Source organism: Streptomyces achromogenes, assembly GCF_030816715.1.
GTDB classification, from domain to species: Bacteria; Actinomycetota; Actinomycetes; order Streptomycetales; family Streptomycetaceae; genus Streptomyces; species Streptomyces achromogenes_A.
In genome coordinates this window covers 4,405,067-4,423,544 of sequence record NZ_JAUSYH010000001.1, presented here as the reverse complement: position 1 = coordinate 4,423,544, position 18,478 = coordinate 4,405,067, and the positions used below count along the sequence as shown (strand labels likewise).

The 18,478-nt window shown below is 71.4% G+C and carries 17 protein-coding genes and 1 tRNA gene; 12 read left to right on the top strand and 6 right to left on the bottom strand.

All coding sequences use genetic code 11. The annotated features are described in order from the left end of the window. The first annotated feature begins 13 nt into the window (after positions 1–13). The 6 genes from lanKC (at position 14) to QF032_RS19810 (ending at position 6,830) form a co-directional block, all read left to right on the top strand. Positions 14–2,524, top strand: coding sequence for a class III lanthionine synthetase LanKC (gene lanKC / locus QF032_RS19835; RefSeq protein ID WP_307056872.1), 2,511 nt, complete (start codon positions 14–16; stop codon positions 2,522–2,524). Next, positions 2,521–3,903, top strand: a complete 1,383-nt coding sequence (locus QF032_RS19830) for a YcaO-like family protein (RefSeq protein ID WP_307056870.1) — start codon at positions 2,521–2,523, stop codon at positions 3,901–3,903. The genes lanKC and QF032_RS19830 overlap by 4 nt, the downstream gene beginning before the upstream one ends. A gap of 73 nt (positions 3,904–3,976) precedes the next feature. Further along, positions 3,977–4,861, top strand: coding sequence for an ABC transporter ATP-binding protein (locus QF032_RS19825; protein ID WP_307044414.1), 885 nt, complete (start codon positions 3,977–3,979; stop codon positions 4,859–4,861). Beyond that, entirely contained in the window at positions 4,858–6,120 is a 1,263-nt protein-coding gene (locus QF032_RS19820) for an ABC transporter permease (protein ID WP_306950409.1), read from the top strand. Before QF032_RS19825 ends, QF032_RS19820 begins: the two co-directional genes overlap by 4 nt. Before the next feature lie 147 nt (positions 6,121–6,267). Beyond that, positions 6,268–6,447: a hypothetical protein gene (locus QF032_RS19815; protein WP_306950408.1), complete on the top strand. Its 180-nt coding sequence runs from the start codon at positions 6,268–6,270 to the stop codon at positions 6,445–6,447. A gap of 140 nt (positions 6,448–6,587) precedes the next feature. Next, positions 6,588–6,830 carry a hypothetical protein gene (locus QF032_RS19810; protein WP_307044409.1) on the top strand — a complete coding sequence of 81 codons (243 nt, stop codon included), beginning with the start codon at positions 6,588–6,590 and terminating at the stop codon, positions 6,828–6,830. A gap of 51 nt (positions 6,831–6,881) precedes the next feature. Here QF032_RS19810 and QF032_RS19805 read toward each other — a convergent pair whose 3' ends face one another. The 3 genes from QF032_RS19805 to QF032_RS19795 form a co-directional block, all read right to left on the bottom strand. Then, positions 6,882–7,325, bottom strand: coding sequence for a hypothetical protein (locus QF032_RS19805; RefSeq protein WP_307056868.1), 444 nt, complete (start codon positions 7,323–7,325; stop codon positions 6,882–6,884). 48 nt (positions 7,326–7,373) lie between these two features. Further along, the gene (locus QF032_RS19800) at positions 7,374–7,952 is read right to left on the bottom strand and encodes an RNA 2'-phosphotransferase (RefSeq protein ID WP_307056866.1); all 579 of its coding nucleotides are present in this window, start codon (positions 7,950–7,952) and stop codon (positions 7,374–7,376) included. Positions 7,953–8,171: 219 nt separating this feature from the next. Further along, on the bottom strand, positions 8,172–10,040 hold the full coding sequence (locus QF032_RS19795; protein WP_307060312.1) for an SDR family oxidoreductase: 1,869 nt from the start codon (positions 10,038–10,040) through the stop codon (positions 8,172–8,174). A 239-nt stretch (positions 10,041–10,279) separates the two neighbouring features. Here QF032_RS19795 and QF032_RS19790 point away from each other — a divergent pair, with 239 nt between their 5' ends. The 6 genes from QF032_RS19790 to QF032_RS19765 all read left to right on the top strand — a co-directional run bounded on the left by QF032_RS19790 (position 10,280) and on the right by QF032_RS19765 (position 14,578). Next, positions 10,280–11,257 (top strand): ABC transporter ATP-binding protein, encoded by a 978-nt coding sequence (locus QF032_RS19790; protein WP_306956011.1) that lies wholly within the window; start codon positions 10,280–10,282, stop codon positions 11,255–11,257. Then, positions 11,247–12,155, top strand: a complete 909-nt coding sequence (locus QF032_RS19785) for an ABC transporter permease (RefSeq protein WP_306950405.1) — start codon at positions 11,247–11,249, stop codon at positions 12,153–12,155. The genes QF032_RS19790 and QF032_RS19785 overlap by 11 nt, the downstream gene beginning before the upstream one ends. Then, positions 12,152–13,063 carry an ABC transporter ATP-binding protein gene (locus QF032_RS19780; protein WP_057576491.1) on the top strand — a complete coding sequence of 304 codons (912 nt, stop codon included), beginning with the start codon at positions 12,152–12,154 and terminating at the stop codon, positions 13,061–13,063. Before QF032_RS19785 ends, QF032_RS19780 begins: the two co-directional genes overlap by 4 nt. A gap of 12 nt (positions 13,064–13,075) precedes the next feature. Further along, positions 13,076–13,795 (top strand): ABC transporter permease subunit, encoded by a 720-nt coding sequence (locus QF032_RS19775; RefSeq protein WP_057576489.1) that lies wholly within the window; start codon positions 13,076–13,078, stop codon positions 13,793–13,795. Between the two features lie 144 nt (positions 13,796–13,939). Continuing rightward, a complete protein-coding gene (locus QF032_RS19770) occupies positions 13,940–14,185 on the top strand; it encodes an SGM_3592 family protein (RefSeq protein WP_306950403.1) in 246 nt (81 codons plus the stop codon). Between the two features lie 307 nt (positions 14,186–14,492). Beyond that, positions 14,493–14,578 (top strand) — tRNA-Ser (locus QF032_RS19765). A 256-nt stretch (positions 14,579–14,834) separates the two neighbouring features. Here QF032_RS19765 and QF032_RS19760 read toward each other — a convergent pair. From QF032_RS19760 to pheA, 3 genes are all read right to left on the bottom strand, one after another. Next, on the bottom strand, positions 14,835–15,653 hold the full coding sequence (locus QF032_RS19760) for an HAD family hydrolase (RefSeq protein ID WP_306950402.1): 819 nt from the start codon (positions 15,651–15,653) through the stop codon (positions 14,835–14,837). Beyond that, positions 15,650–16,927 (bottom strand): serine--tRNA ligase, encoded by a 1,278-nt coding sequence (gene serS / locus QF032_RS19755; RefSeq protein WP_307056864.1) that lies wholly within the window; start codon positions 16,925–16,927, stop codon positions 15,650–15,652. Before serS ends, QF032_RS19760 begins: the two co-directional genes overlap by 4 nt. Positions 16,928–17,465: 538 nt before the next feature. Further along, on the bottom strand, positions 17,466–18,398 hold the full coding sequence (gene pheA, locus QF032_RS19750) for a prephenate dehydratase (RefSeq protein WP_307056862.1): 933 nt from the start codon (positions 18,396–18,398) through the stop codon (positions 17,466–17,468). Positions 18,399–18,478: the final 80 nt, after the last annotated feature.

Here is an 18,478-nt window from a genome sequence, read left to right as displayed (position 1 = left end):
CTCTGGAGACACCGTGCTCGACACCCGGTTCATCAACTTCTGCCGCGCGGACTCGCTCTTCTACGACGCCCCCGCCGCCGAATCCACCGGCGCGGACTTCCACGAGGGCCGGACCCTGCCCGAGGGCTGGACCGCCACCCGAGGACGGGAGTGGACGGTCTGCGTCCCGCCGGACTCCCGGATCCCCGACCAGGGCTGGAAGATCCACGTCGCGGCCTCCCCCGGCAACGCCGCCGAACTCCTCGACGCCGTCGTCCCGTACTGCGTCGAGCACGGGCTGATGTTCAAGTACATCTCCGACCTGGAGACGCTCGGCCGGCGCGGCAGCAAGTACGGGGACCGCACCGCGAGCGGGAAGTTCATCACCGTCTACCCCGTCGACGAGGCGGCTCTGCGCACCGCCCTGGACGACCTCGACGCCCTCGTGGGGGGGACGCCCGCACCGTCCGTGCTGAGCGATCTCCGTTGGAAGCAGGGGCCGTTGTACGTGCGTTACGGTGGCTTCGTGCTGAAGACCACCCGCCTCAAGGATGGCACCCTGGCACCCGCGATCACCGCGCCGGACGGCGAACTCGTCCCCGACGAGCGGCGCCCCGGCTTCCGTCCCCCGGCATGGGTCACCCTCCCCTCCTTCCTGCAGGAGGCGGCCGACGAGCGGCGCCGCGGCACCCTCACCGACTTCCCCTTCCGCGTCTACAAGGCCCTCCACTTCTCCAACGGAGGCGGCGTCTACCGCGCCGTCGACAAGCGCGACGGAACCGAGGTCCTGCTCAAGGAGGCCCGCCCGCTCGCCGGTCTCGACGCGGCCGGCGACGACGCCGTCACCCGCCTCGAGCGCGAGCACTGGGCGCTCTCCCGGCTCTCCGGTCTCCCGTCCGTGCCCACCCTGAGGGACGTGCGCAAGGGCAACGAACACCTCTTCCTGGCCCGCGACTACGTGGACGGCACCCCGCTCACGGAGCTCGTCCGCCTGCGCCACCCCTACGGCACCACCGACAACACGGCGCGGGCGCGGGCGGAGTACACGGCCTGGACGCTGCACATCCTCGAGCAGGTCGCCGAGGGTGTGGCCGCCATGCACGAGCGCGGGGTCGTCTTCGGCGACCTGCACCCGGGCAACGTCCTCGTCCGCCCCGACGACACCGTCGCCTTCATCGACATGGAGACCGCCACCCCCGCCGAGGAGATGCGCGCGCAGGCCATGGGCTCGCTCGGATTCCGGGCCCCCGACCACCTCCGGGGCCCCGACGTCGACCTGTTCGCGCTCGACGTGCTCCGGCTGACCATGTTCGTCCCCATGCCGCACGTCGTGCCGTGGGGCACCGAGAAGATCCGCACCCTGATCGACGTGGCCGCCCGCGACTTCCCCCTCCCCGAGTCCTTCGTCCGGCAGCTCGAGCGCGGCCTCGGTGACGACGTCCTGGGCGCGCGGACGGAGTACGGCGTGCGCTGGCCCGCCGCCGGCGAGGACACCGGGGGCCTGATCGCGGACATCGCCGGCTCCATCGTCGAGGCGGCCACCCCCGAGCGGACCGACCGCCTCTACCCGGGCGACGTCTCGCAGTTCATGGTCGACGACGGGGGCGTGACCTTCGCGTACGGGGCGGCGGGCGTGCTCTGGGCGCTGCACCGCGCCGGCGCCGAGGCGCCCGCCGAACACGTCCGGTGGTTCCTCGACCAGGCCGAGCGGGTCACCGGCGACGGCCCGGGCTTCCTGACCGGCCTCGCCGGCGTCGCGTACACCCTGGAGGAGCTCGGCCATCCCGACGCCGCGGACGCGGTCCTGGACCGCGCCTTCGCCGGTTGCGACGCCAACGTGGGGTCCACCCTGGCGACCGGTCTCTCCGGCCTAGGCCTGACCGCGCTGCACCTGGCCGGCCGGCGCGGCGACGACCGGCGTCTGCGCCAGGCGCTCGAACTCGCCGACCGGCTGCCCGACACGCCGGCGCCCCAGCGCGTGGGACTGCTGCACGGTCGCTGCGGCCGCGCTCTCCTTCTGCTGCGCCTGTACGAACACACCGGCCGCACCGACCTGTTGGAGCGGGCCCTTGCCGAACTCCACGCCGAACTGGAACGCCTCGGGGGCGACGACTTCGACGACCGTTTCCTCAGCGCCGGACTCGAAGGCTCCGCGGGCATCCTGATCACCCTGCGCGCCGCACTGCGGCACACCCCCGAGGACGCACGGATACGTGCCGCCGTGGACCGGCTGCGGACCTTGCGGCGCGGCGGGTTCGCCACCTCGTGCGGCCTCCTGCACGGCCGTAGCGGTGAGCTGCTCGCCCTCGAGGACGGCGGCAGCGAGATCGAGCGGGACGTCCTGCGCTTCCACCTGGACGCCCTCGGCTGGGAGGCGATAGCCGCCGAGCCCGGCCGCATCGACTTCCTCGGCAACTACGGCTACCGCCTCTCCACCGACCTGGGCACCGGTTCGGCCGGGGTCCTGCTGGCCCTCGCCGCGCTGCGGGACGGCGCCCCGGCCCTGTCCTTCCTCGCCCCCTCGGCCGCCGGGGTGCGACGGTGATCGACATCCCGGCCACCCTCGACCCGGATTCGGGCATCGCCCTGCGGTACGCGGTCACACCGCCGCACGACGGCGATCCGCTGTGGAGCAGCGCGGTCGAACTCCACCCGGTGGAGGGGTTCGAGGGCATCGTCGGCTCCCCCGCCGCCGCGGGCTCCGCGGGCGCGGGGGGTGCCGCGGACGCCGGGGCCGCTCGCGCGGGCGGCCCCGCTTCGGCCGGCACCGCCACCGCCCCCGACACCGCCGGGCCGGGCACCGACGTCTGCGACCTCCCGCTGTCCGCCCGGTTCGCCGGAGCCAGCGGCGCGTCCCGGGTCGACGCGCTGCTGCGCGGAGCCGGTGAGGCCGTCGAGCGGCGCGCCCTGCACCCCTCGGCCGCCCACCCCGCCCGCTTCGGCGCCGCCGCCGGCCTGGCCGCCACGACGCTGTACGCGCACCACCCGGACCACGCCCTGTCGCACCCGGACGCCGAGACGGCCGCCCTGTCCTGGTACGAGGCCCGCGACCTGGACACCGGCGTGCCCGTCCTGGTCCCTGCGGACCTCGTCGACTGGCCCGCGCGCCGGGCCGACCTGTTCGACCCGAGCCCGTCCGGGGCGGCGGCCGGCGCGAGCCACGAGACCGCTCTCGCCGCGGCGATGATCGAGGTGACGGAGCGGGACGCCCTCACCGTCGCCTGGGGCCGCCTGCTGCGCCTGCCGACGTATGTCCCGTCGCCCGCCGACACCGGGCTGTCGGCGATGTGGCGGCGGGCGCGCGCGGAGGGACTGGACCCCGTGCTCGCCCGCATTCCCACCGCCGTGCCCGGCCTCTGGTGCATGACCGGCTTCCTGATCGATCCGGAGGGTCCGGGCGCGCTGGCCGCCGTCGGCATGAAGGCGTCGACCAGGCCGGCCGAGGCCGCCGCCAAGGCGTTCCAGGAAGCGTGGCAGGTACGGGCCGCGCTGCGGGCGCTGCGCGGCCAGGGCGAGACCGGGCGCGTCGCCCCGATCGTGACCGAGCACGACCGGCTCAGCCACATGCTGACCCGCCCCGCCTACGACAGCGTGCGCGACTGGGTCGCCGGCTTCCGGGAGCCGGACCCGCTGCCGGCTCCGTCGCCGGCGCGGGACCTCGGGGCGGAGGAGATCCGGCGGGCCCTCACCGCCGACGGCGCGGGTCTCCTCGCCGTGGACCTCACGCCGCGTCTCCCGTCGGCCGTCGCCGCCATGGGCTGGCACGTCGTCAAGGTGCTGGCGCCCGGCTACCAGAGCCTGCGGATGGACGAGACGCACCGGTGGAGCTGGCACCTGCCCCGCCTGGCGTCGGCGCCCGAGCGCACCGGCTGCGCCGCGGGCCTGGACGACCCGCGCGAAGCGGCGCCGCACCCGCTGCCCTGACCCGACGGTGGTCCGCCACCGCTCGATTCCCCCCACCAGAGCAACCGATCAACCGAGCTGAGAGAAGACACAGATGTTGGAACTGGAAGAACTCGTACGAGACTTCGGCGATCACCGTGCCGTCGACCGGGTCTCCTTCCGGGTGTCCAGAGGCCGGTTGACCGGGTTCGTCGGCGGGAACGGCGCGGGCAAGACCACCACCATGCGCATGATCATGGGCGTACTGGCCGCGAACGGCGGCGAGATCCGCTGGGACGGCGTCCCCGTCACGGCCGCCGACCGCAGGGACTTCGGCTACATGCCGGAGGAGCGGGGCCTCTACCCGAAGCAGACGGTCCTCAGCCAGCTCGTCTATCTGGCCCGGCTCCGGGGCCAGAGCGCCGCCGACGCCCGCAGCCACATCCTCGAACTGCTCGACCGTCTCGGTCTCGCGGAGAAGAGCCAGGCCCGGCTTGAGTCACTGTCCCTGGGTAACCAGCAGCGTGTGCAGATCGCGGCCGCCCTGCTCGGCTCCCCCAAGCTGCTCGTCCTCGACGAGCCCTTCTCCGGGCTCGACCCGCACGCCGTCGACACGATGGCCGAGCTGCTGCGCGAGTACGCCGCCGCGGGCATCCCCGTGCTGTTCTCCTCCCACCAGCTCGACCTGGTCGAGCGGCTCTGCGACGACCTGGTGATCATGGCCACCGGTCACGTCGTCGGCAAGGGCACCGCGGACGAGCTCCGGCACCGCGACAGGCTCCGGTACCGCCTGGTCACCGGTGCGCCGGCCGGCTGGGCGGGCGACGTCCCCGGCGTGACCGACGTCGAGGAACTGCCCGACGGAGCGAGTGTCGAGCTCGCCGCCGACGCCGATCCCGGCGCGCTCCTGACGGAGGCTCTGCGACGCGGACCCGTCCACGCCTTCACCCCTGTCGTTCCCAGCATCGCCGACGTCTACCGGGAGATGACCTCCGCATGAGCACCGTGACCTCGAACCCCGCACACCGGTCCGAGACGGCGCCCGATCCGCAGGGCACGCCCGCGGCCTCCGGTACCCCGCCCCGTACGGCCACCGCGTCCGCCTGGCGGATCGTCGCCGCCCGCGAGATCTCGGTGAAGCTCACCAACCGCGGCTTCCTGCTGTCGACGCTGGTCACTCTCGCCCTGATCGTGGGCGCGATCGGACTGCAGCTCTACCTGGCCGACTCGATGGGCAAGATCACCGTCGCGGTGGCCGACCAGCAGGCCGGCCGGATCGCCGGCCAGGCCGAGCAGCTGGCCGTCCGGGCGGACCAGGACGTCGAGATCACGGTCCGGCAGGAGTCGTCCGCCGATCTGGTCCGCGAGGCCGTGCGGTCCGGCGACGCCGAGGCCGGGCTCCTGCTCGAAGGCGGCCGCTGGGTCCTGCTGGGCGACACCGGTCAGAACGACATCGCCGCCACCTGGATCGGCGCCGCCGTGCAGTCGAACGCCCTCGCCGAGAACGCGCGGGCCGCCGGAACCAGCCTGACGGCCCTCAGCCAGGGGGCGGAGGTCAAGCACGTCCTGCTGTCGGCCGACAAGACGCCCGAGGGCGCGGTCCAGATGACGACGTACTTCTTCGGCTTCCTCTTCTACCTGGCCGCGGTCCTGCTCGGCGCCGCGCTGGCGACCAGCGTCGTGGAGGAGAAGCAGAACCGCATCGTCGAGCTCATCGCCAGTTCCGTGCCGCTGCGGTCGCTGCTCGTCGGCAAGATCGTCGGTTCCACGCTGCTGGCGCTCGCCCAGATGGCGCTGTTCTGCCTGGTCGGCATCGGCGGCCTGGTGGCCACGGGCGAGCAGGACTTCCTCGCCGACATCAGCTCGGGACTGGGCTGGTTCCTCGTCTTCTACGTCGTGGGCATCGCCGTCCTGGCCTGCCTGTTCGCCGCCGCCGGAGCGCTCGCGACCCGCAGCGAGGACATCCAGTCCACCACGACGCCGGTGAACGCGATCACCGCGCTCGTGTTCATCGTCGGCGTGACGGTGTCCGGCAATGTGCGCGAGATCCTCTCCTTCATCCCGCTGACCTCGACCGTCACCATGCCGGCCCGCGTCTTGGCGGGAGAGACCGCCTGGTGGGAGCCGGCCGCCGCGCTCGGCCTGTCGATCGCCGCCGCGGTGCTCATCGTGGGGGCGAGCAGCCGGGTATACCGCCGGGCGCTCCTGCAGACCGACCGCAAGCTCTCGTTCCGCCAGGCCATGAAGCTGACGGACTGACCGCCCGGCGCCACCCACGCCACCGCGTCACCACCGCGTCATCCGTGGCATCCGCCGGTGGCACCGCATGACCTGCATACCCGCATCACCTGCTCAGACCCGCCCGTACAGCGAGACCCCCATCCACCTCATCCGGAAGGAACCCCGATGACCGCCTCCCGTTCCCGTGCCACCCTCGCCGCGCTCCTGGCCGTGCTCGCCTGCGTCGAGGTGGTGCTGATCAGCAGTGACACCTCCGACGGCGTCCGTTACGGCGTCGGCGCGGCGCTCGCCGTCGGCATCCTCGTGCTGGTCGGCCGGCTCGCCAAGGGCGGGTCGTCCGACTGACCGCTGATGCGACTCCTCGTCCGGGGCCGGCCGTACCCAGGTGGCCGACCCCGGATCACGGTCGGCGCACGGACCCCGGGGGTGGGGGACGGCAGCCTGCCCCACCACCCTCCTTCTCACTTCGTCATGCGGAGCCGTCCATGAGCTTCTCCCATCAGGTGTCGATCACCGGTCCGTCCGGGGCGCCACCAGAGACCGCAGTGATCCGTTTCGTGGCTCTCCTCCCGGAGGGCTGGCATGCCGAGGTCGGCGAGTTCCAGGGCGACCTCGCCCGTCTCCGGATCACGGCCCCGCCCGGAACCACCCCGTCCGAAGCCACTCGGATGGCCGCCGACATCCTGTCCCGGCCGGGCCTCCAGGGCTGGCGTCTGGCCGACCACTGACGCACGCCCGGTTTCACGTGAAACCATCCGCGCCGGTTTCACGTGAAACCGTCAGCGTGCGTGCCCGCCGAGCCACGGGCTGAGCCCGACCAGGATGAACTCCTTGTGCACCCGGTCCTGCGGCAGCGGCACCATCAGGAAGTGGGCAGGGGGAAAGCGCCGGGTCTTCACCCAGGCGTGGCCGTCGTAGAGGGCGCGGAGGAAGGCCGGGACGTCGTCACGGCCGACGTCGGGGCACTCGACGCCGTCGACGGTGATCAGGGCGTCGTCGTCGGGGTAGAGCCGTACGCTCACGTTCGGCCGGCCGCCCAGCTCCACGTAGGCCTCGTGCGGCAGCGAGCCGTCGGGGTCGGCGGTGACGCCCACGCCGGCGGCGCTGCGGCGGGAGGTCTGGTCGGCGCCGATGTCATGGGTGACCTCGATCTCCAGCGCATACTCGGCGGCCAGGGCACGCAGGACGGTGACAGCCGCTTCGGTGGTGGGCAAGTGGTCCATACCAGTAATCATGTCAAGTACCGTCCGGCGCGGCGGCCGGAACGCGCTTCAGTGGCGCTCGGGAAACCGCAGGTACTGCGGGGGCACGGCCTTCGTCAGCCACACGCCGTTGGCACTGAGATGGAAGACATGACCGTCCTGGTGCATGGCGCCCGCGTCGACCGAGAGCACCACGGGGCGGCCCCGGCGGGCGCCGACCCTGGTCGCGGTCTCCCGGTCGGCCGAGAGGTGCACGTCGTGCCGGTTCATAGGCCGCAGCCCCTCGGCCCGGATGGCGTCCAGTGAGCGGGCCACGGTGCCGTGGTAGAGGTACGACGGCGGCACGGCCGGCTCCAGCCCGAGGTCGACCTCGACGCTGTGGCCCTGGCTGGCGCGGATCCGGGTGCCGTCGATCGCGAAGCGCTTCTTGTCGTTGGCCGCGACGACGTGGTCCAGCTCTTCACGGGTGAAGCGGAAGCCGTGGGCGGAGCACGCCGAGATGAGCTCGTCGATCTCGACCCAGCCGGCCTCGTCGAGAGTGAGACCGATGCGCTCGGGCTGGTGACGCAGGTGCTTCGAGAGGTACTTCGACACCTTCACGGTGCGTCTGTCGTCCCTGCCGTTGTCAGGTCCGTCCTTTTCGTTCATCCGGTCAGCATGGCGGGAGAGACGCGCATCACGCATTCTGTTTTGACGTCGAGGTTTGATCCACAACCAACTGTGGTTATCCACAGGCTATTTGACGTTTCTGTGGACAACTGGACTCCCTCACACCGGACTTCCCCAACCAGGCGGTGACGCCCCCTCACTTGGGGACGCACCGACCACCGCACCTGTGAACGCATCCTGTTCGGACGGGCAACCTTGTCACCGGGGCGGGCCCACCCGCGCCAGCGCCCTCAACACCCTGGGGAAGAAGCGGGACAAGGCGTGCGCGGTCCTCGCCTCCGGAGTGACCGCGACCATCGCCTCGTCGTGCACGACCGCGCGCAGGATCGCCTGCGCGACCTTCTCCGGCGGATAGTTGCGCATTCCGTACAGGCGCGCGGCACGCTTCTGCCGACGCCGTTCCTCCGCAGCGTCCACTCCCACGAAGGACGCCGTCGACGTGATGCCGGTGTTCACCAGACCGGGGCAGATCGCCGTCACCCCGATGCCCCGGCCCGCCAGTTCGGCACGCAGGCACTCGCTCAGCATCAGCACCGCGGCCTTGGAGGTGCTGTAGGCCGGCAGTGCCCTGGAGGGCTGGAAAGCCGCCGCCGACGCGATGTTGACGATGTGGCCGCCCTGCCCGCGCTCGGCCATCGGCCGGCCGAGAAGACGGCAACCATGAATGACACCCCACAGGTTGACGTCCAGCACCCGGCGCCAGTCGTCGGACGTCGTGTCGAAGAAGGAGCCCGACAGGCCGATGCCGGCGTTGTTCACCAGCACGTCCAGCACTCCGTGGTCGGTGTGCACCTTCACGGCGAGCTTCTCCATCGCCTGCTCGTCGGAGACGTCAACCGCCTCCGCCCAGGCATCCGGTGCGCCGACCCGGCGGGACAGCTCGGCGGTGCGGGCCGCGCTGTCCGCATCCCGGTCGACGGCGATGACGCGTGCGCCCGCCTCGGCGAACGCGAGCGCCGTGGCCCGTCCTATGCCGCTGCCGGCGCCGGTGACGAGCACCAACTGCCCGGCGAATCGCTCGGCATACCGTTCGGCGGCACGCCTGCCCCTAGGTGTGCCGCCGTTCCTCCGGCGCCTTCCGACCGCCTCGAGAGCCCCGGCGGTCGCGCCGACCCCGCCGCCCTCGTCGTGTCCGGTCCCGGGTCCGCCTCCCGCAACGCTTGCGGGCCGCTCGGTGTCGACCGACATCACGAAGTCGTCGATCCAGGACGCGAGTCGGTCGGGGCGGGTGCGCGGGATCCAGTGCCCGGCCGGCAGGGTGCGCCGCGTCAACCGGGGGACCCAGTCCTCGAGTTCGTCGTACAGCCGCTCCGACAGGAACCGGTCGCCGAGGGGCGTGATGAGCTGCACGGGCACATGCGCGTGCGCGTCGGCGCGCGGACGGCGCAGCCGGTTCCTGACGTTGTCCCGGTAGAGCCAGGCGCCGTTGGCCGCGTCCGACGGCAGCGACGGCGTCGGATAGTCGTCGGCGGGAACCTTCTCCATCCGACGCAGGATGCCCGGCCAGCGCTTGCCGAGCGGCCCGCGCCAGGCGAGTTCGGGCAGCGCGGGGGTGTGCAGCAGGTACACGTACCAGGACTTGGCCCCCTGACCGAGGAGTTGGCCGACCCGGCGCGGGGTCGGCCGGTTCACGCGCGCGGCGATCCAGTGGCCGAAGTGGTCGAGGGACGGCCCGGACAGGGAGGTGAAGGACGCGATACGGCCCTCGGTGCGCCGGACGGTCGCGAACTCCCAGGCCTGCACCGAACCCCAGTCGTGCCCCACCAGGTGCACCGGCCCGTCCGGGCTGACCGCGTCCGCGACCGCCAGGAAGTCGTCGGTCAGCTTCTCCAGGGTGAACCCGCCCCGCAGCGGCTTGGGCGCCTCGGACCGCCCGTGGCCCCGGACGTCGTACAGCACCACGTGGAAGCGGCCGGCCAGCCGGGACGCGACCTCGGACCACACCTCCTTGCTGTCCGGGTAGCCGTGCACCAGCACGACCGTCGGCAGCCGCGGATCGCCCAGTTCGACGACGCACAGCTCGATCCCGCCGGTTCGCACCCGGCGCTCGCGCGCGCCCTCCAGCATCGTCACTTCTCCTCCGCCCCGGCCGACGCCGACCGCAGTACGCGCCCGTATCCCGACCAGGCTGAATCTGGCACTTGTTAGAGAAGTCGTCAACAGGGCGGGCGCGCTGCGACGAACACGTTCCGTAGCTCTCAGGCATGGGATCCCCTACGGGCCCGTACATCTGAGGTCTGAGGCGAAGACGGCTCTGAAGTCTGACGAAATTCGTGGCGTGCGTCACTAATTTTGTGGACGTGACTGTGATCGCGACCGAAAGCCTGAGCAAGCGGTTCCCCCGGGTGACCGCTCTTGACCGGCTCTCCGTGGACGTCGGGCCCGGTGTGACCGGGCTCGTCGGAGCCAACGGAGCCGGCAAGTCCACACTGATCAAGATCCTGCTGGGTCTGTCGCCCGCCACGGAGGGCCGCGCCGAGGTGCTCGGCCTCGACGTCGCGACCAAGGGCGCCGACATCCGCGAGCGGGTCGGCTACATGCCGGAGCACGACTGCCTGCCGCCCGACGTCTCGGCCACCGAGTTCGTCGTGCACATGGCGCGCATGTCCGGCCTGCCGCCCACCGCCGCGCGCGAGCGCACCGCGGACACCCTGCGCCACGTCGGTCTGTACGAGGAGCGCTACCGCCCCATCGGCGGCTACTCGACCGGGATGAAGCAGCGCGTGAAACTGGCGCAGGCCCTCGTCCACGACCCGCAGCTGGTCTTCCTCGACGAACCGACCAACGGCCTCGACCCGGTCGGCCGCGACGAGATGCTGGGCCTGATCCGCCGCATCCACACCGACTTCGGCATCTCGGTCCTCGTCACCTCCCACCTGCTGGGCGAACTCGAGCGCACCTGCGACCACGTCGTCGTCGTGGACGGCGGCAAACTCCTGCGCTCCAGCTCCACCACCGACTTCACCCAGACCACCACCACCCTCGCCATCGAGGTCACCGACACCGACGACCACCCGGACGGCACCCGCGCGGTCCGCGAAGCGCTCCACGCGCGCGGGGTGGAGGTCGCCGAGGCCGGCAGCGGCCTGCCGGGCGCCGGTCACATCCTGCTGCTGACCGCGCAGGGCGAGGAGACCTACGACGTCGTCCGCGACACGGTCGCCGATCTCGGACTCGGCCTGGTGCGCATGGAACAGCGCAGGCACCACATCTCCGAGGTCTTCAAGGACAGCGACGCGAGCAGCGACCAGCAGCGGAAGGAGGCCGTCGGCCATGGCAGCTGAGCACTCGGTCACCGCCCCCTCGGGCGACCAGACCCGTATCCACAACATCGGCTACCGCAGCTACGACGGCCCCCGCCTCGGCCGCGCCTATGCCCGCCGCTCCCTGTACTCGCAGTCCCTGCGCGGCGCCTACGGCCTCGGCCGCTCGGTGAAGTCCAAGGTGCTGCCGATGCTGCTGTTCGTGGTGATCTGCGTGCCCGCGGCCATCATGGTCGCCGTGGCCGTCGCCACCAAAGCCAAGGAACTGCCGGTCGACTACACGCGGTACGCGATCATCATGCAGGCCGTCATCAGCCTGTACGTCGCCTCGCAGGCGCCCCAGTCCGTCTCCCGCGACCTGCGCTTCAAGACCGTGCCGCTGTACTTCTCGCGGCCCATCGAGACCGCGGACTACGTGCGCGCCAAGTTCGCCGCACTGGCCTCGGCACTGTTCGTCCTCACCGCGGCCCCGCTGCTCGTGCTGTACGTCGGCGCGCTGCTGGCCAAGCTCGACTTCGCCGACCAGACCGAGGGATTCGGTCAGGGACTCGTCTCCGTGGCACTGCTCTCCCTGCTCTTCGCCGGCATCGGCCTGGTCATCGCCTCGGCGACCCCGCGACGCGGCTTCGGCATCGCCGCCGTCATCGCCGTCCTGACCATCTCCTACGGCGCCGTCTCCACACTCCAGGCCATCGCCGAGGCCCAGAACAGCACCGGCTCCATCGCCTGGATCGGCCTCTTCTCGCCGGTCACGCTGATCGACGGCGTGCAGTCGGCGTTCCTCGGCGCCACCTCCGCCTTCCCGGGCGGGGTCGGTCCCACGAACGGAGAGGGCGTGGTCTACGTCCTCGTCCTCCTCGGCCTGATCGCCGCGAGCTACGGCCTCCTGATCCGCCGCTACCGGAAGGTGGGCCTGTGACCACGCTCAGCATCGACCACGTCTCCCGCTGGTTCGGCAACGTGGTCGCCGTCAACGACGTCACCATGACCATCGGCCCCGGCGTCACCGGCCTGCTCGGACCCAACGGCGCCGGCAAGTCCACCCTCATCAACATGATGGGCGGCTTCCTGGCGCCCTCCACCGGCACGGTCACCCTCGACGGACAGCCCGTCTGGCGCAACGAGGACATCTACCGGCACATCGGCGTCGTCCCCGAGCGCGAGGCGATGTACGACTTCCTCACCGGCCGCGAGTTCGTGGTCGCCAACGCCGAGCTGCACGGCCTGGGGGCCAAGGCGGCCCAGAAGGCGCTGGCCACGGTCGAGATGGAGTACGCGCAGGACCGCAAGATCGCCACGTACTCCAAGGGCATGCGCCAGCGCGTGAAGATGGCGAGCGCCCTCGTCCACGACCCGTCGCTGCTGCTCCTCGACGAGCCGTTCAACGGCATGGACCCGCGCCAGCGCATGCAGCTGATGGACCTGCTGCGGCGCATGGGCGACGAAGGCCGCACCGTGCTGTTCTCGTCGCACATCCTCGAAGAGGTCGAGCAACTCGCCTGGCACATCGAGGTGGTCGTCGCGGGCCGGCACGCGGCCAGCGGCGACTTCCGCAAGATCCGCCGCCTGATGACCGACCGGCCGCACCGCTACCTGGTGCGCTCCAGCGACGACCGCGCCCTCGCGGCCGCGCTGATCGCGGACCCGTCGACCTCCGGCATCGAGGTCGACCTGGCGGAGGGCGCGTTGCGCGTCCAGGCCGTCGACTTCGGCCGCTTCACCACGCTGCTGCCGAAGGTCGCCAGGGACCACGGCATCCGGCTCCTCACGGTCTCGCCGTCCGACGAGTCCCTCGAGTCCGTGTTCTCGTACCTGGTCGCGGCGTAGGAGGCCTTGGAGATGTACGACCCCACAGTCGCCCGGCTCACATACCGGGCTCTGCTCGGCAAGCGCCGGGCCCTCATCCTGGGCGCCCTGCCCCTGCTGCTCATCGCGATCTCCGTGGTCGTGCGCGGCCTGGCCGGAGCCGACGACCAGACGGCGTCGGACCTGCTCGGCGGGCTCGCGCTCGCCACGATGGTCCCGATCATCGGCGTCATCGCGGGCACGGGCGCGATCGGCCCGGAGATCGACGACGGTTCCGTGGTCTATCTGCTGTCCAAGCCGCTGAAGCGGCCCACGATCATCTTCACCAAGCTGATCGTGGCGATCGCCGTCACGATGGTCTTCTCGGCCCTGCCCACGCTGATCGCCGGGTTCATCCTCAACGGCAACGGCCAGCAGATCGCGGTGGCCTACACGGTGGCCGCGCTGGTCTCCTCCATCGCCTACGCCGCCCTGTTCCTGCTGCTGGGCACGGTGTCCCGGCACGCGGTGGTCTTCGGTCTGGTCTACGCCCTCGTCTGGGAGGCCCTGTTCGGCTCCCTGGTGCCGGGAGCCCGCACGCTCAGCGTCCAGCAGTGGTCGCTGGCCGTCGCCCACAAGGTGGCCGGCGGGGACCTGGTCACCTCGGACGTCGGACTGACCACGGCCACGGTGCTGCTGGTCGCGGTGACCGTGCTGGCCACCTGGTACGCCGGCCAGAAGCTGCGGACGCTGACGCTCGCGGGGGAGGAGTGAGCGGCCCCTGCCGGGGGTGCCGCGGTCGTTCCTGACGGTGGCTTCACCGGCGTCTGCGCACACTGGGCCGAGCGAACACCGCCCGGCCCAGCTCGGCTCGACATGACACGGCAGGACACGGCAGGACACGGCGAGGAGGACGGAATGGCGGACGACATAGCGGCGGACGACGGCCGTGGACGGTCCGGGGAGGGCGAGGTCTGGGACGACCTCGTCCTGGACGAGGACTTCGTACGGGCCGCCGGGACCTCCGAGCCGTCCGCCCGGGCCCGGATGCTCGCCGCACGGTGGCGCGCCGAGGAGCCGGAGCCGCAGCCCTGGCGGTCGGACGAGCCACCCGCCGGCTGGTTCTTCAGCAAGGCGCGCCGGCGCAGGTGGCGCCGCCGGTAGGGCCGGGTCCGACCCGCTTTTCGCACGACTGTTTTATTCGGTGGCGTCCGACTCGCCTCCCGGGCACAGTGGTTGTACGCGCCGGGCGCAAGGCGTGCGGCGCGGACGGCCGGAGGGGATCCGGCGTCACCAGACCGGGAGAGGAGTTCGGCGATGTCCATGCACGGCAGTGCGTCGAACTCCCTTCAGGGCAGCCCGCGGCGGGTTCCGGAGTAGTTACCCCTCCGACGAACCGCACCGCATACGGGAACTGCCCGGGGCGGCCGCTTCGAGCACGCGATGTCGCTCTCGCGTGGGCCGCCCACCCGGAGGATTGGCCGAGAGGCAAGGCACCGGCTTGCTAAGCCGTGGTCGGGGTGACCCCCCGCGCACGTTCGATCCGTGCATCCTCCGCGAGACGTTGTCACTGGGACTGAGTGGGTTCCCGCGGCCGGTGGGGGCTGGTCGCGCAGTTCCCCGCGCCCCTGATCGCCTGCGGCGGTCGCTGCGCAGTTCCCCGCGCCCCTGTGTGCGCCCCTGATCGCCTGCGGCGGTCGCTACGCAGTTCCCCGCGCCCCGGCCTGCGCCCCTCGCCGCGGCGGTCTTCGCAGTTCCCCGTGCCCCCAGCCGCGCCCCCTGGCCGCGCCTCGCTCCGGGTGCTCCTGGGGGGTCAGGGGAGGAGGGCTTCCAGGGTGGTGGCGATGCCGTCGGCGTCGTTGGAGGCGGTGATCTCGTCCGCCACCGCCTTCAGTTCCTCGTGGGCGTTGGCCATGGCCACGCCGCGGGCGGACCAGGCGAACATCGGGACGTCGTTGGGCATGTCGCCGAAGGCGATCGTGTCGGCGGCCTTGAGACCCAGGCGGCGGGCGGCCAGCGAGAGGCCGGTGGCCTTGGAGAGACCCAGCGGGAGCAGCTCCACGATCCCCGCACCGGCCACGGCCACCGTGACGAAACCTCCCGCGGCTCTGCGGGCCGCCTCGGCCAGCGCGTCGTCCGAGAGCTCGGGATGCTGAATGAAGATCTTGTTCAGCGGTGCCGACCACAGGTCGGACGCGTCCGTCAGCGGGGTCGACCGCAGGGCGCCCCTGAGCGCGTAACCCGGCCCCACCAGCACTTCCCCGTCCAGACCGCCCCGGCTGGCCGCCAGGTGCAGCGGGCCGACCTCCGCCTCGATCTTGGCGAGCGCCACGCCGGCCAGCTGCCGGTCCAGGGTCACCGACGTCAGCAGACGGTGCTCGCCCGCGTGGTACACCTGGGCGCCCTGTCCGCAGACCGCGAGGCCGTCGTAGCCGAGGTCGTCGAGGATGTGCCGGGTCCATGGGACCGCTCGGCCGGTCACGACGATGTGCACGGCCCCCGCCGCGGTGGCCGCGGCGAGGGCGTCACGAGTGCGCTGCGAGACCGTGTCGTCGGAGCGCAGGAGCGTCCCGTCGAGGTCGGTCGCGATCAGGCGGTGGGGGAACTGTCCGGCGGCAGGCTCGGTGCTCACTTGGCGACCGGCTCCAGGACCTCCCGGCCGCCGAGGTACGGGCGCAGCACTTCGGGCACGTACACGGAGCCGTCGGCCTGCTGGTGGTTCTCCAGGATGGCGACGATCGTGCGCGGGACGGCGCACAGCGTGCCGTTCAGCGTGGCCAGCGGGCGGACCTGCTTGCCCTCGCGGACGCGGATCGACAGGCGACGGGACTGGAACTCGGTGCAGTCCGACGTCGAGGTCAGCTCGCGGTACTTGCCCTGCGTCGGGATCCAGGCCTCGCAGTCGAACTTGCGGGCGGCCGAGGAGCCGAGGTCACCGGAGGCGACGTCGATGACGCGGAACGGCAGCTCCAGCGCCGACAGCCACTGCTTCTCCCACGCGAGCAGCCGCTGATGCTCGGCCTGCGAGTCCTCGGGCGTGACGTACGAGAACATCTCGACCTTGTCGAACTGGTGGACGCGGAAGATGCCCTTGGTGTCCTTGCCGTGCGAGCCGGCCTCGCGGCGGAAGCAGGGCGAGAAGCCCGCGTACCGCAGCGGCAGCCTGTCCGCGTCGATGATCTCGTCCATGTGGTACGCGGCGAGCGGGACCTCGGAGGTGCCGACCAGGTAGAGGTCGTCCTTGTCGAGGTGGTAGACGTCCTGGGCGGCCTGGCCGAGGAAGCCGGTGCCGGCCATCGACTGCGGGCGCACCAGCGCGGGAGTGAGCATGGGCGTGAAGCCGGCCGCCGTGGCCTGCGCGATCGCCGCGTTCACCAGGGCCAGCTCCAGCAGGGCGCCGACGCCGGTGAGGAAGTAGAAGCGGGAGCCGGAGACCTTGGCGCCGCGCTCGACGTCGATCGCGCCGAGGATCTGGCCGAGTTCCAGGTGGTCCTTGGGCTCGAAGCCCTCGGCGCCGAAGTCGCGGATCGTGCCGTGCGTCTCGAGGGTGACGAAGTCCTCCTCGCCGCCCACGGGCACGTCGGGGTGCACGAGGTTGCCGAGCCGCTGCAGGAGCTCCTGGGTCTCGGCGTCGGCGGCGTCGCGCTCGGCGTCGGCCGCCTTGACGTCGGCGGCGAGCCGGCTCGCCTTCTTCAGCAGCTCGGCCTTCTCGTCCGCGGAGGCCTTGGGGATGAGCTTGCCGAGCGACTTCTGCTCGTTGCGCAGCTCGTCGAAGCGGACGCCGGACGACCTGCGCCGCTCGTCGGCGGAGAGGAGGGAGTCGACGAGCGCGACGTCCTCTCCACGGGCACGCTGGGAGGCGCGCGCACGGTCGGGGTCCTCACGGAGCAGACGAAGGTCAATCACGCGGTCAAGGCTACCCGTGCGGGGTCGGCGCTCACGACTCCCATTCCGAGTCGCCGTCCGGTCTTCCGAATCACTCCTTACGTTGCGTTATGGGTGAATTGCCCAACGTGTCAATAAATCGCGTCTCACTCCCTGGGACGGATTATGTGACGGGCGTCTCATTGACCCGATTTCCTTGCGGTGTACGGGATTTGAGGGCCGGGTTGTCCACAGGGGTTCGCGCCTCGTGTGAGTTATCCACAGGGTGTGCGAAAGGTCTGTGGACATCGGAATGGATCATTCCGAAGCCCGTGGGTTCCGCGTCGAATTCCTTGCCCGAACGCCGCCCGCAGCCACTTTCGGGTGGAATTGGGTCGCCCCAAAGGATTGATCGAAGGAAACAGGTGGACGAAGGGTGACGTGCGGGTTGCGAGTCGGCTTGAGGGGACACAGGCCGATTTGTCGACTGCGTGATACTTCGTTGTCGACTTGTCCCCAGGTCGAGAAGCCCGCCTGTGGATAACTTCTGTGGATAACGAAGATATGCAGGTAGGACTGGCTAGAAACGGCCGTCCTGGCAGCGCGCCACCCAGTCCGAGGCCGCCATGAACTCCCCGTCCGAGGTCCCCGGCAGGGGCGCCGGGACGTCCGCCGCGCTCATCTCCGCACGCGGGTAGGAGCCCAGGAAGCGCACCTCGCGGCAGATCCTCTTCAACCCCATGAGAGCCTCGGCCATCCGGCGGTCGGTGATGTGCCCCTCGGCGTCGATGCAGAAGCAGTAGTTGCCGATGCCGGCGCCCGTCGGCCGGGACTGCAGCAACATGAGGTTGACGCCCCGGGTGGCGAACTCGCCCAGCAGGTCGCGCAGACCGCCGGGATGGTCGTCCCGCTGCCACAGCACCACGGACGTCTTGTCCGCACCGGTCGGCGCGGCGGGCCGGGCGGGCCGGCCCACCAGCACGAACCGGGTCTGCGCGTTCTCGGCGTCGTGGATGCCCGTCTCCAGGGCGGTGAGCCCGTACCGGGCGGCCGCGAACTCGCCGGCGAAAGCGGCGTCGTAACGCCCCTCCTGGACCAGCCGGGCGGCGTCCGCGTTCGAGGCGGCCGACTCCCACACGGCGTCCGGCAGGTTCGCCTTCAGCCAGTTGCGCACCTGCGGCTGCGCCGCCGGGTGGGCGGAGACCGTCTTGATGTCCGACAGCTCCGTGCCGGGCCGGGCGAGCAGCGCGAAGGTGATCGACAAGAGCACCTCGCGGTAGATCATCAGCGGTGTGCCCGCGACCAGCGCGTCCAGCGTGGTGGTGATGCCGCCCTCGACGCTGTTCTCGATGGGCACGAACGCGGCCTCGGCCTCGCCGGCGCGCACCGCGTCGAGCGCGGACTGCACCGACACGTAAGGGATCAGCTGTCGGGTGGCCGCCTCCGGAAGCGTGCGCAGGGCGACCTCCGTGAAGGTGCCCTCGGGGCCGAGATACGCATAGCTCGCTGGCATGACCTCACCCTAATGGCCCTTGCGTATCGGGGCGCAGGCGTCTCACCACTCCCCCTCGCAGGAATGAATCCGCCCGCGAA